Source organism: Rhodovulum sp. ES.010, from assembly GCF_900142935.1.
Classification (GTDB): domain Bacteria; phylum Pseudomonadota; class Alphaproteobacteria; order Rhodobacterales; family Rhodobacteraceae; genus Rhodovulum.
In genome coordinates, this window is sequence record NZ_FSRS01000001.1 from 1,523,734 (window position 1) to 1,538,031 (window position 14,298).

A 14,298-nucleotide genomic window follows, 5' to 3' on the forward strand; every position below is an offset into this window, starting at 1 on the left:
CTAGCCCTCCGACAGCTTGCGGGTCAGCGCTGCCGTGTAGGTTTCGGACAGATTGCCCAGGGTGGGCCTGAACGTGTCGTTCTGCACGGCCGCGTCGCCCGCGTCCTGGGCGAAGACCTGGCGGTAGGGAAAGCGGATCATCTGCATCGCGAATTCCGCCCCGTCCACGCGGTCGCCGCTCGTCATGCCCGTGCCGGTGGCGTCTAGGAAGGCGCGCGCGGTGTTGGACAGGTCCAGCACCCCCGGCGCGCCCGACCGGAAGCGCACCGGGATCTGCTCGGCATCACCGGGCAGGGGCACCTCGGTGCCGTCTGCCGTCACGTATTCGGCCGAGCGCACGTTGCGCGCCGGCACCTCGGCCTGGACCCGCCCGCCGGGACGTTCATCCAGCCAGACGCCGAACTGCACGCCCTGGCGCGGCTCCTCGATATGCAGGACCTTGGGGATGCCGTCGAACAGCGCCAGCAGAACCGCGGGCGCCAGCCGTTCCAGCCGCAACAGCTTGATCCGGCTGCGATGGGACTCGGGCACGATTTCCGCGTCGTTCGCGGCCGGTTCGTCGCGATAGGCGCGCACATGCATCCCCGGCCAGCCCGCCACCGCGGCCGAGCGCATCAGGAACCCGGTCACGACCCCGGCCGTGCCGCCCAGCACCGGCTCGCCGCCGGGCGAGCGCACCCGCCGCTCGGCCGCGTCGATCTCCTTCTCGATGCGGGGATAGAGCTTTTCCAGCTGCGCCCGTTCGATCGTGTTCGCCGTGCCGACGCTGAGCGCGCCTTGGACCAGTGCGTCGGTCCAGGCGCGGTCGAGGTAGAAGAACCGGATCGATTCATGCGGCAGAATCTCCGTATCCGGGACGAGGTTGTTGAAGGGCACGCCCTCCAGCATCCGCAACCGCGCGAGGAAGCGCTGGATGTCCTCGGGCGTGATCGTGGCGTCACCCGTGGACCCCGTGTCGCCGAGAAGAGCCCCCTCTTCAAGGGCTTGCACCAGAACGCCGTAGGTCAACGCCGAGGAAAGGGCCATGTCTATCTCCCGTCGAACCGGTCCTTGACGAAAGCGTCGAGGCTCTCGAATTCGGTGATGTTCTCCAGCGCCTCGGCGCTGATATCGCGGCTTCCGACGGCGGTTTCGGCCAGGCCGCGCAACCCGGCATCGAGCGTCGCGTCGAGCTTTCCGGAGACCGAGTCGTCGAGGCCGAGTTCGTGATCGCTGACCAGCCCCGGCTGCGCGGCCTGCAAGGCGCCCAGCGCGCGCGGATCGTCGGGGGCGGCCAGGACCCGCTCCAGCACGCGGGCCTCGATTCCCAGTCCGTCCGACAGGATCGCGGTCAGGTTGCCCTGGAGTTCCGGCGCGGCGACGCCGGGATCGGCGATCACCCGCGGGCCGCAGATCGCGCCGCCCCGGGCGCCGTCGAGTTCGCGGATCAGGCCTCCCTCCAGAAGCCGCGCGATCTCGCCGCGTTCCAGCGCTTCCAGCACCCGCTCGATGTCGCGCGGGCCCAGCAGGTTCTCGATCAGCCCCATGCGATCGACCACCGCGACCCGCCGGTTCGCCTGCGCCCGTGCCGCGCCGAACCGTTCGTTCCGCCAGCGCAGCATCGAGGCCACAAAGGAAGGTTGCGACATCGCCAGAAGCCGCCCGGTCTCGAACGCGACGGCCAGCGACACGTCCTCGCGCCCGTCAGGGGTCATCATCCGCAGATGGTCGCTGACATGGGCCAGCACCGGGAAGGGCTCGTCCTCGGCCAGCGGGTTGCGGAGCAACTGGTGCGGCGAGAACGGGCCGCGATACCAGGCGTTGCCGGTCTCGCCGGTACGGGTAAGGTGCGGCAGTCCGACATGGCCCGTCTCGGCGATCTCCAGCGGCAGTTTCGCGACCGGGGCCCCGCCCGAATCCGTCGCGTCCTCGTCGAGCGGCTCGGTGCAGGGCGGCAGCGACCGCTCGTATCCGCCCTCGGTCTTGGTGCCGAGGAGCCCGACATCCAGACACTCCATCAGCGACTGGAAACTGCCCGCACCCGCGCAGGTGAACCGCCAGGAGGTCAGCACCGGAAAGCGGTAGACCGGCTCCGTCACCACGGCCTCGACCGGGAAATCGAAGCCGCCGAACACGCTGTCGACCTTGAAGCTCTGCCGCGCGGCGCCGGCCTCGGCGCGCGCGGCGATGGTGGAGAAATCGCCCTCCAGGAATTCCTCGGCGCTCAGCGTGCCGAGCCGGGTGAGACCCTCGCCGGTCATGCCTGCGCGGTCGACCAGCGCGCCCTCGTGGAACACCACCTCGCCGCGCCGCACCGCCTCGGTCATCGCGGCGGTGTCGGAGGTGTCCAGCAGGCGCGGCTCGCCGCTGGCGGTGATCGGCACCGCCGCGCCGCTTGTCGCCGAGGTCGACAACAGCATCGCGGTTTCGCTGATATAGATGTCGGCCAATTCGAAGAACAGCCGCGGCGGCGCCTTGGGCGGCAGCAGGTCGAGCTGCCCTTCGAGGTTGATCAGGCAGCAGGTATAGGCCTTGGGCTTGCAGTTGACCTTGTCGTATTGCGGCATCCGGTTGGCGATCACGACGGCCAGGAATCCGTCGTCGTCGCCCATCGCGGCCTCGGTATCGTCGAGATTGACCTCGCGGACATTGGTCAGCAGGCTCAGATCCTCGACGGTGGGAAACACCTTGTCGACGGTCGATTTCGGCACCGACAGGTAGCTGGCCTTCTGCGCGTCGACCGGGCCGGTCAGGCTGCGGCCGGGCGTGATGCAGTCCTGCCAGTCCTGGTCGTGGACGACCTGGCCCTCGCCCTCCGCGATCACGACCAGCGCCAGCCAGGGCGTGTGATCGGCGGTCACCTGGCGGCTGGTGACGGTGCCGCTCCCGTCGCGTTCCTCGAACACCGTGGCGTCGGGGGCGGCCTTACGGTCCCAGGGCAGCGTCTTCTTCCGCAGCACGATCTGCGGCAGCCGCGCCTCGTACGACCCCTCGGAATTGGCCGGCGGAAAGACCATGAGCGCGTGGTCGGGCGGCAGTTTCAGGCGCGGGGCGGTGACGTTGAAATGCAGCGCCTGGTCGGCGACCGGCTTGGACGACTCGTCGTCGACATCGATGTCGAACTCGGCGGTCAGTTCGTATTCCCCAGCCGACAGCGGCGGGATGATGGCGTCGTAGAGGAAGAATTTTCCGCGTGCGACCATATGCGTGCTACTCCACAGGCTCGGGGTCCAGATCCGCGGGCGCGGTCCAGACGGCGGTCACGGGCTCGGACTTGGCCCCGGCAATGCTTTCCAGGTCGAGCGAGAGGCTTTCGTTGACGATCCGCGTGACCAGCCGCCCGGCCTCCATGCGCGCCGCGATCACGCCGGCCAGACGGCCGGCAACCAGGCCGCCGATATGCAGGACAAAGTCCGCCTCGCCGGCCCCGGCCAGCGGGAACACGACCAGCGTCTTGCCGTCATGGGGGACCAGCAGCGGGTCGGTAGCGGCGGGCTCGGCCCCCTCGAAACTGGCGGCGAGGCGGGCGAGGTCGGCCTCGGTCACGCGGCCTTCCAGGACGACCGCCACCGCCTGCGCGCCCGCGTCGAAGCGGGTCTCGATCAGGCGGGACTGCTCGACCAGGCGCGCGGCCCCGATCCAGCCGCAGCCGGCCCTCGCCCCGCCGCGGCTGCGGCTCGCGCCCTCGGCACGGAGGAACCCGCCGCGGCAGCGGGCGAGCGACTGACCCAGATAGGCGACCTCGGAGGTTGCCAGCCAGCCCGCGGCCTCGGCGCCCTCGGGCTCCTGCCCCGCGATCACGGCGAAGCCATGCGCCGCGCGCGGCAGGGTGATCCGCCCCGTGGCCGGGAAGCGATTCATGCGCACCCCGCCATCGGCGCCCAGCACCACCAGCCGTGCCGCGCCCCGGATCTCGACCTCGCCCGAGGTGGCGAAGCGGGGCGAGGCGTCGGCGGTGGGCAGGTCGGTCACGGCGATCTCGCCCGGCGTCAGGGCCCGCGGCGCCGGAGCCCCGCGGCGGCGGCGGGTGCCGCGCGTGAGCATGGTTTCGACACCGTTGAGCGTGTCGCGCTCGGCCCTCGGGCTGCGTCCCGCGCCGACCGAGATCGGGGCGCGCGCCGCGTGGGTCTGCGGCTGGGCGGTGCGCGCGACCAGCGTGCCACCGGCGACCGGCGGGTCGATCTCGGCGCGCAGCAGCGCGGCCGAGGCCGCCTTGCGTTCGGCCAGCACGGAGTCGAGACGCGGCGGCGCCACGCGCTTGAGCTTGCCCGCCGCCGCGTCCGTGACCGTGGTCCGGGCCTCGGCGACCGCGTCCGCCACCCGCACCGGCTGGGCGATCAGGCCGCGCAGCTTCGCCGCGCCGAAGGACACGCGGCCGGGCGCGGGCGTGGTCAGGTCCAGTACGGACTTGCGGCCCGGTGCGGCGCTGCCGACGATCCGCTCGGACAACAGGCCCACCCGCATCGGCACCGCGCGTTCGCGCAGCCAGGACCGGCGCTGGGTGGCGCTGCGGTCGACCCGATGCCAATCGGTGGCGATCTGCGGCATGCGCTCGGCGGTGATCGTCCTGAGGATCGCGCGCTGGTCCTGCGCCTCGCGCACCAGGCGCGCGCGCAGGGTGCCCGCAGCCTTCAACGGCAGCGGCTTGCGCTGCTTGCCCGGTTCGACCTGGTGGAACGACACGCCGCCGGTGCTGGCGTCCGGGATCTTGTCGCGCGGGTCGGCCTTGAACTCCAGGTGCACGCCCTCGGTCGCGGTGATGACCTTGCCCTTGGGCACGGCCTTGCCGTCGACCTTGCCGGGCAGGCCCCAGACCCCCATCGGGAAGCGGCCGGTGCCGCGGGCGGTGATGACGATCACGTGGTCCGGCCGCGAGGTCAGCAGATCGGTGGCGCCGTCCCCCTTGCGCCGCAGCTTCAGCGTCAGCGTCGTCTGGTCGATGGTCCGCCCGCAGGGCGCGATGCCGAGCGTCTTGGACGGCGCGGGCGTGGTGACCGCGTGACCGGAATCCTCGCGCAGGATGCGGCCGATGGGGATGGTGCTGGTCAGCGACAGCTCGAACTCGGCCAGCACGTCGAACGGATGCGCCGCGGTGCCGTCGGCGGTGCCTGCCTCCTCCGACCCGTTGCTGGACGGCGGCAGCGCGCCCTTGCCCGCGATGCCGCTCAGCGAGCGCGCCTTGTTGCCCGGCGCGAGTTCGAGGTATTTCTTGGCGAAATCGGTCCAGGAGATGTAGTTGAACCCCGGATCGCCGCTGTTGCCAAAGCGCACGGTGATGTCGATGGGTCCGACCTCGATCCGCGCCTTGCCGTGGAACTCGGGGCCCCGCACCTCGATATAGGCCCCCAGCGAGAAGCCGAGCTTGATCGTGCCGAACCAGGTGTCGATGCGGATGCCGGCGGAGACGCGGGCATGGGCGTCGGCCTCGTAGCGGAACGGGTCGAAATAGACGATGGCGTTGCCGCCATAGCTCAGATGCGCATAGGCCGGGCCGAACCGCGCGCTCGCCTCGAACTGGCCGCCGGCCATGATCGCCTCGGAGGTGAGGGCGAAATAGCATTCCGACTTGATGACGATGTTGTTCGATACCGACCAGTTGAAGCCGAGCCGGGGCACCACCGGATAGCCGTCGCGGTGGAAATTGGGGTGGTAGCCGCCCATCGTCAGCACGAATTCCCCGGCCTTGTCGCCCTTGAACCAGCTGACATAGGCGAAGCCGCCGGTCAGCCGCGCACTGGAATGCAGCAGCCACGAGTTGGAGGTCAGCTGCGCCTGCACCCAGATCACGCCTTCCTCGGTCGAGAAGCGCGCGATCAGGCCAAGCTCGATGGAGACCAGCGCCGCCTCGGGCCGCGGCAGGGCCATGCGCGCAAGGCCGAAGATCGACAGCTCGAACCCCTCGCCGAATTCAAGCGCGACGACGGCGATCCCGTCGACCAGCGCGAAGGAGGTGAAGCTGATGCCCGCGGCGAACCAGAAGCGCCCCTTGTCGGGCGGGAACGTATCCCTGATTTCCCCCATGTATTCCATCAGCCCGCCCGGCGGGTCGAAGGACGGGTCGAGCGCGGCGATCATCACGAAATCGTCGAAGTCGTCCATGTCGTCGGGCGGCACCACGTCGCGGTTGATGCCGAACCCGCCGCCGATGCCGGTGAGGAAGAAGGCCGGCGGCCCGCCGATGGGGCCAAGCACCGCGCCGAAGGCGAAGAAGGCCGAGAAGCGGCCGTCGGACCGGGTGACCGAGGCATAGCCGCCGAAGATCGACAGCCCGTAGGTCGCGAAGCGCGCCGTCAGCATGCCGATATACTCGACGCTGTCGTCCTCGCCGAACTTGCGCAGGCCGCCCGCGAGGCTGACGCCCGACAGGTCGGCCGACACCGCCAGCCCGGCCAGGTCCACCGCCCAGTCGGAGGGATCGAAGATGCTGGTGCCGGGTCCGACGCTGTGGCGCAGTTCCAGGTCGTCGACCGCCGCTTCCAGCCCCGCGATCGACACATTGCCGTCGAACAGGACCGAGATCGACTGCATGGTGTCGTTCTGGACCTGGGTGCCGAGGCCGATCTGGTCGATATAGATCGGGCCGAACTGGCTGCGGATCGGCAGCCACCACGGCCCCTCGCCCTCGCCCGCGACGAAACGGAACGCGATGTCGCCCCCGTCGGCCGCGGGCCGGGTCTGGATCGAAAGCGCCGGGCTGAAGGCCGGGGCGAGCGTGGCATCGCCCTCGTTCGTTTCGGCCAGCATCCCCTGGGCGATGGGATTGCCGCCCTCGGCGCCGCCCACCGCGACCGCGATCTCCGACAGTTGCACCTGAACGCCGCCCAGCGCCTCGGCCCCGCCGAGGCTCGCATAGGTGTGGAACGCGACCGACCCCAAAGCGATCGGGCTGTCCAGAAGGGGCGCGTTGTTGCGGCCGAGGCGCAGGCCCACGCCGTTCACCCCGAGCGTGGGGTCGAACGCGAACGAGCCCGCATCGCGCCGCAGGAGCCCGACGCTGAGCCCGGCGGGCGGGGTGTCGATGATCCAGCGGTTGTCGTTCTCGATCCACAGCTTGATATCGCCGTCGACGACGGCCAGCCGGTTCGCCAAGCTCACCGACAGCCCGATGGACCCGCCCGAATCGGTCAGGCTGATCGTGACTTCGCCGCCGATAGTGACCGAGGGACCGGCAAGAGCGAGCTTCTCGAGAAGAGTATAGACCCGCTCCAGCTTGCTTTGCGCGAACTGGGTCGGGCTTTCGCCCGGTCGGGGAACGACCCGGAAGAGTTCGGGATCGAGCCCCCCGGAGGACGTCAGCACCACGTCGGCCATCAGGTCACCGATCTCGGAGCCGCCCACGCGGTGCTTCAGAAGATCGTCGACCTCTTCGATATCCAGGATGAAGCCACCCAGAAGGTCGATGGCCATGTGCATGAGGCCGGCGGCGACCTCGGCCGGGGTGTCGCCGCCGAAGCCCATCTCGACCGTGCCCGCGTCGAAACGGTAGCGCAGCACCAGCGCATCGGTATTGGCCGCGTCCACGGCAAGCCCGGCCTCGATCTGCGCGGCCGGCGCGGCACTGCCGACGTCCAGCGCCAGCACCGGGCGCAGGCTGATCGCATCGGCCACCGGCACCTCGGCGGGCCCGAGCGCAGCCTGCAGCCGCGACAGCCCGGCCGCGTCGAAGGCCAGCGTCGCGCTGGCCTCGCCAACGAAGGGCAGCCCGACAAGGCTCGCTCCGATCCCGACCGTGAAGGGGCCGCTGGTCAGGCCCAAGGTGATCGTCGATCCCGTGGTGCCCGCATCGGCCACGCTGACCTCGACCCCGCCCGCGGTCGGCGTCACCGTGATCCCGGCGGGCAACGCCGGGCCGAGCCGGGAAAGCCCGGTGCCGAGCAACTGTGGCCAGCGCGCCTGCAACTGGCCGGCCGGGTCGCTCGCCCAGGCGCTGAGCGCGGCGCCGTCGAAACTGCCGCCCGTGCGCAATTGCAGCGCATCGCCGATATCGGCCAGCAGGTTGCCCGCGTCCGACCCGGTATCGACGATGGCATCGAGCGCGGGCGGCAGCGCCGCGGTCACGCCCGCGGTGGCGAGTTGGGCGATCCCGGCGCTGTCGGGGAAGATCTCCAGGTCCGCGCCGGTCTGCGGGCGCAGGAACAGCCGCGCGGCGCTGCCCTGCACCTCCAGATGGACCGCCCGGCGATCGGCCGCGCCACCGGGCAACCCGACATGGACGGCGATGGCGGGCTCGACCCCGCCCGAGGCCGGGAAGCGCAGCCCGAAGGCGCCGCCGAAATCGACATCCGCCCCGGTCATGAAAGCCGCCGGGTCGAGCGCGAGGTCCAGGACCAGCCCGCCGGAGTTCCGGGCGCGCAGCGCGATCCCGGCCTCGATCTGCCACACGCCCGACGCCCCCGAAAGACCGACGAAGGGGCGCAGCGCGTCCATCACGGCGATCACCCGGTCGGCCCGGATCACGCCGCCGGACGTGCCCAAGACGGTGTCGCGTTTCAGCCAAAGCGCGGGATTGGCGAACATCAGCGTCGGGATGCGCACCCGCGCGCCGTCCAAAAGGTCGAAGGCCGCCAGCGCCGGGTCCAGCACGAGCTTGGCATTTGCATCGGCCGCGCGCACGCCGTCGAGCATGCGGGACAGCGCCGTCGCCGCCATCGCGGGCAGCAGCGGCTTGCCCAGCTTCTGGATATCGGGCGCGGGGTAGAGCGGCAGGCGCGCCGGCAAGCCGCCCAGTGCCTCGGCATCTTCGCTAGCGAAATTGAGCGCCGCCGCGAAGGGCGAGAACGTGACGGCCAGATGGGTTTCGCCGACGGCCCCCAGCCGCAGCGACCCGCCCGCCGTGCCGCTGGCCGAGAGGGTGCCCGTCAGCGCCCAATCGGTGAAGATGGGGGCGCCGGTGGCCCCGCCCGCAGTCACCGAAAGCGACCGCGTGGCCGAATCGTAGCTGACGCCCGCCTGGGCGCCTGCGACCCCGTTGATCACCGCGACGAGCTTGTCGCGCAGCGCCGGCGACGTCCAGACTTCGGCCAGCCGCGCGGTGGGGGCGTCGATCCAGTTCGAAAGCGATAGCGGGTCGAACCCGTCGCCCGCCCCCAGGATGCCCGCCGCCCGCAGCGCCTCGGCCACCCGCGCAAGCGCGGGATCGGCGCTGGCGGTCAGGTCCTGAAGGACCGATGTCAGCAGCGAGCGGATTTCGGGCGCGGTCGGCGGGACAAGCCCGTCGACGCCCAGATCGCCCTCGGCCACGTCCGCCGACAGGGTCAGGCGCGGGAAGCTCTGCCCCGCGAACCGCACGCCATGCAGGATCACCTCGCACCGGTCGCGCGCCGTGTCGCCGCCGCCGGTGCCGAGGCGCAGCGCGATCTCGACAGATCGCAGTTCCAGGTCCAGCGGAATCGCCGCCGCAACGGGGCCGCCGATCAGCCAACCGCCGGCGCGCCGGATCTCCAGCGCGGCGGCCACCCGGCGGGGCGGGCGCGGCACCGGACCCGCGGCGCCGATGTCGAGGCCCACCAGCTCGGCCAGCGCGTGGCCCTCGACCGTCAGCCCGCCGCCCGGCGCCGCCGACAGCGGCAGCCAGGCCCCCAGCGAGGCCGAATCGATCCGCTGCGCCTTGCGCCGCACCGCCCGCGCCTGGGCGTTGAGGCTGAGCCCCGCGGCCAGCGCCGCGGTCATCGCGCGGCGGATCGTGGCGCGGTCGTGGACGCCGTAAAGCAGGTGGCGCTGAAGGTCGCTGCGCGCCGTGCCGGTCCAGCCCGCGGGCGGCTGCACCTCGGCGGCCGGGCGGACGGCCGCGCCCAGATGCGCCGCGATCAGGGCCCGTGCGGCGGCAAGATCGGCATCGTCGGGCTCGGCCGCATCGGGGGCCGGCAGGAACTCGTCGAGCCGACGCAGCACCTCGGCGGTCACGCTGTCGGGCGCGGCCGGCCCCTGCGCCGGGGTCAGCGCCATGCCGACGGTCACCAGACGGTTCGGCCCGGTTCCCATTTCGTCCAGCGCGATCCACGCCGCATGCGCCGCGGCCGCATCGGCCACCACCGTCGCGCCGGCCTGGGTGATCGCCGAAAGCGCGTGCTTCAGCCGCGCCACCTGCCCCCGTATCCCGTCGGGATCGCCCGAGGGCAGCGCAGCGTCGGGGCGCGGGGCAAGCAGGATGTGCCAGTCGCCGGGCGCGTCGGCCAGCGGCGTGAAGGCCAGCGGATCGCGCCCGGCCTCGCGCATGTCGAGCACGCGGGCCGGGTCGGGCGTGGAGTCGATAGCGGCCGTCGCGGACTGCACCCGGACATGGATGGTCATCGCCGGAGCGGTGCCCAGGATGTCGCCAAGGTCCAGCCCGTCCAGCAGCGCCGCCGCGGTGGCGTTTTCCATCAGGTGCAGGGTGGCGCCGGCCACCGGTGCGGTCGGCGGTGCGATGCGCCCGTCGCCGCCCCGCCACAGCGCTTCGAGCGCGGTCAGACCGCGCGCCATCCCGCGATCGCCCAGGGCCGCGCCGAAGGGGCCGGCAAGGTCGGGAAACTCGCTGAGGAGCGCATCGGCGAGCGCGCCGGGGTCGAGCCCCGGCCGGCCCGGACGCCATTTGCGCAGCGGCCGGGAGGCCAGCGGGTCGGGCACTGCAAGGGGCAGGTCGGGCTCGCGCCACACCGCCAGCGCGGGCAGCCCCGCGCCCGCGGCGAGCGTCACCCGCCACGGATCGGCGAAGGTGCCGCGTCCAGCGACGCTGAACGACGCATCCGGCCGACCGGAGAGGAACCGGGCCAGCGGCTGGAGGTGCCACGCGAGATCGGCCTCGGCATCGGCGAGCAGGTCCGCGAGCCACGTCCATAGCGCGGCCTGCGGATCGACGACAAGCCGCGCCAGCCGCAGCCGGTGACGCGGCGGGCCGCCCAGGATCGGCGTGGGGCGCCGCCAGCCCAGCGCCTCGACCAGATCGCGCAGCCCTGGCGCCTCGATCTGCTCGGCAACAAGCGCGGCCAACTGCTCCAGCGCGTCCCATTGCGCGTCGGTCAGGGTGTCGAGGAAATCCGAGAAGTCGCCGCCGATGGGCGGCAGGTCCAGCGGCAGATCCACGCCGTCGAGCCGCAGCACCGGGTCGGGCGCCTCGGCCGTGATGGTGAGCCCCCGGTCCGGCGTCCAGAGCGCACGCGCGCCCACGTGGTCGACCTCGACCGCAAGCGATCCCCGCCCCGAGGCAAGCCGGCCGCCCCCCCGCGCGCGCCCCAGCACGCGCAGGACGATCTCGGGCATGAACCCCGCCGCACCCGCCTCGAAGTCCAGCATCACGACCGCCGCGCGCAGCCGGCTGTCGATGACGGTGCAGCGCTCGCCCAGCGTGTCGACGCTGCGGGCAAAGCCCAGCCCGATGAAAAGCCGGCCGCGCGTGTCCTGCCAGACCGCGACATGCAGCCCGGCCTCCAGCGGCAATTGCCAAGGCGCGGCATCGGTGCCGCTGCCGGTCACCGCGCCGGGGGTGGCGTCGCCGGTGATCAGGTGCCGCAGGTCGGCCAGCACGGCGGGCATCTCGGCGGCATGGTTGGTCACCACGTCCGTCCAGTGGGCGCGCAGCCGGCCCACGGGATCGCCGAGAAAGCCGATAAGGTCGATGGTCGGATAGCCCGCCCCGGCCCCGGACGGCGCCGCCCAGCCCAGCGCCACCGCGATCAGGTTGCCCGCCGGCCCGAGATCGCCGAGCATCTCGGTCAGGGCATCGGTGGCGGCCGCTGCGGCGGCGGCGGCCAGCGCGTCGGGGTTGGTCAGGTCCAGCCGGGGGTGGGTCGTCGAGAAGACCACGGCGTTCCGCAATTCCACCACCAGGACCGGCCGGCGGCTGGCGTCCAGGCCCGCGCCGACGACCAGCCGTTCGACCGAGACATCGGGCATGACGACGCCCGACAGATCGAACCGCGCTTCGGCCCCGAGCCGGGGCACCGCGACCGCCGTGCGCGCGCCGAGGTCGATGCGCACCAGGTCGGCCGAAAGCGCGGCTTCGGCGGTGCCGCTGGTCATGCCGAAGGAAACCGAGACGGTGATCACCGGCCGGCCCGAGGCGCCGGGGACGGCCGTCAGCCCCAGCCGCACCGAGGCCCCGCCCACCGGCAGGGTGACATGATCCGCCCCCGCGCTCGCCCCGTTGGCCAGGAGATCGGCCAGCGCCTGCAGCCACGCGGCGCGGGCCGTGGCCTCGCCCAGCGCCTCGGCCAGCCAGTCGCCCAGCGCATCGAGACCGCGGGTGAACAGGTCCTCGACCGGCAGGTCGGGAATGGCCGCGTCGCCGGCCAGCCCCAGCATCCGGGTGAACGCCTCGATCTGCGAGCCCACAGTGGCGTTGTCGGCCTGCGCCTTGATCAGCGCGACGATCAGGTCGAGCCCGGCGTCGCGCAGCGCAGCGGGGTCGGTGAGCGAGAGATCGAGGTCGCGCCCCGACGATTCGCCGGGCAGTTGCAGGCCGCGCAGGCTCAGCGCGACCGTGGGCGTGCCGCCCCCGGGTTCGGTCGGCACCGACAGGCGCAGGCCGACGGCGCGCAACCCCGCCTCGCCCGGCAGCGCGGCGCTTGCGGCGATGGTAACCTCGGTGGTCAGGGCGACCTCGCCGCCCGCCTCCCCGGCGAGGAACGGCGTGTCCGGCGGAGGACGCCCGGCCTTGCCCGCCCGGAACAGCGGGATCATCAGCGACGAGGCGCTTTCGGTCAGCGGCGCCTGGGTCGTGAAGCGGACCCCCAGGAACAGGCGCACCTCGTCGGCATCCTCCTCGTCCACGACGAGGTGGAAGTCGATCCGGGCTCCGCCGTCCAGCGGTTCGCCGAACAGCGCGATCCAGATCCGGTTCGCGGCGTCGCGCTCGGTTTCGCCCTCACGCATCGCGGCGACGAAATCCAGCAGCGCCTGGCGCTGGCCCTCGTCGGCGAGGATTGTCTTGAGGTAGCGTTCCGGATCGCCCAGCCAGGCACCGTTGAAGCCGCCCCCCGCATCGACCAGCCCCAGCGCCCGCAGAAGATCGCTGGTATCGCCGAAATCGTCGGGGGAAAAGGCGTTCACGGCGCACCCTCCTTGAATCGGAAGCGCGCCTGCGCCTCGACGACCAGCCCCTCTGGCCCGGCCATCAGCGCCCGCGGCACGAGGCGGTCATTCGCCTCGTCCCGGCCAGAGGCGCCGGCGATGCTGTCGGCGGCATCCATCAGCGCGCCGTAGGCCAGGGCGATCAGCGCCTCGCCCCAGACGCGCGCGACGCGGGCGTGACCTGCCGGCCGGTCGGCGGTCGCCGCCAGCAGGCCCGAGAGCCGGTCTTCGCGCCCGACGGCGAACGGCACCTGCATGCTGGCGCTGATTCCGTCGGCCTCGACGGGGATCGTGACCACGACCTGCCCCTTGTCCACCGAGGTCTCGATCCCGTCGGCGCGCACCAGCAACTGGTTCACGCCGTCATCCCATACCACGCTGCCGGCCTCGTCCGAGCGGCGGATCGCCGCCAGGCGGACGAGTTGGCTCAACGGCTTGGCCGGCACCGGCAGACGCGGCCCCTTGCGGCCCGTCGGCACCGGCCGCAGCGGCAGCACCTCGGGCCGGCGGCGGCGAATCGCGTTCATCATGTTGCCGGTGACGAAATCGAGCGCGTTGGCGTCGGGCAGGCGGTCGGGGCGCGCGACCTCGGCGAAGAGTTCCGAGACCTCGCCAATCTCCAGCATCGGCCCCTGGAAGTCGCCGTCGCGCCCGGTGCCGTCACCGGGCCGCACGAGGTCGGGGTCCTTGAGGAGATCGTCGATATCTACGCCCTCCAACCCCTCGAGCTGGCCGAGGATCGACTCGATTCGGCGGCGGTCCCCGGTCGTCAGCCGACCCTCCTGGCCGAGGCGGCGGACCCGTTCGCGCAAGCGTTCGCGAAGCTCCGCGCCATCGCGCACGGGACGCTCTGTCGGTGGTCGGCCCAAGGCCCCTCCCCCTTCCGGACGCCCGGCCGCGGCATGGGGCAGGACCCCGGCCTCGGTCGATGGCGGTCACGCCCGCGGCCGTGCGACGGGCCGGGTGCTATTTCCGTATCGTGCGCAGAACCAGTTCGGCGAGGTAGCCCAGGACAAACCAGGTCGCGATGAAACCGACGAGTTCGAGGGCGAAACTGCCCCACTTGAAGAAGAGTTGCGCAATGACAAGGGCGATCAGGAAGGGAAGGAGTTCGCGCTCCATGACCAACCGCAAGCTGTTGGTCTTGATCAGCGAGTACATGACGCCTCCCTTTTGTTCGCAAATCGCAAACAATCGATTTTCAAAAAGTAAACAATCCGCGACCCGAACCTGTCAAGGCAGACCAATGGCGACAGGCGCCCGCCGGCTGTC

5 protein-coding genes are annotated in these 14,298 nt (G+C 71.8%); all 5 read right to left on the minus strand.

From position 1 onward, the window contains the following. On the minus strand, positions 1-1,026 hold the full coding sequence (locus BUR28_RS07495; RefSeq protein ID WP_074219559.1) for a hypothetical protein: 1,026 nt from the start codon (positions 1,024-1,026) through the stop codon (positions 1-3). A gap of 2 nt (positions 1,027-1,028) precedes the next feature. Next, positions 1,029-3,182 (minus strand): hypothetical protein, encoded by a 2,154-nt coding sequence (locus BUR28_RS07500; protein ID WP_074219560.1) that lies wholly within the window; start codon positions 3,180-3,182, stop codon positions 1,029-1,031. A gap of 7 nt (positions 3,183-3,189) precedes the next feature. Next, positions 3,190-13,005: a DUF6603 domain-containing protein gene (locus BUR28_RS07505; protein WP_074219561.1), complete on the minus strand. Its 9,816-nt coding sequence runs from the start codon at positions 13,003-13,005 to the stop codon at positions 3,190-3,192. After that, positions 13,002-13,895, minus strand: coding sequence for a hypothetical protein (locus BUR28_RS07510; protein ID WP_175566911.1), 894 nt, complete (start codon positions 13,893-13,895; stop codon positions 13,002-13,004). Before BUR28_RS07510 ends, BUR28_RS07505 begins: the two co-directional genes overlap by 4 nt. Positions 13,896-13,992: 97 nt before the next feature. Continuing rightward, positions 13,993-14,187: a hypothetical protein gene (locus BUR28_RS07515; RefSeq protein WP_074219563.1), complete on the minus strand. Its 195-nt coding sequence runs from the start codon at positions 14,185-14,187 to the stop codon at positions 13,993-13,995. Positions 14,188-14,298: the final 111 nt, after the last annotated feature.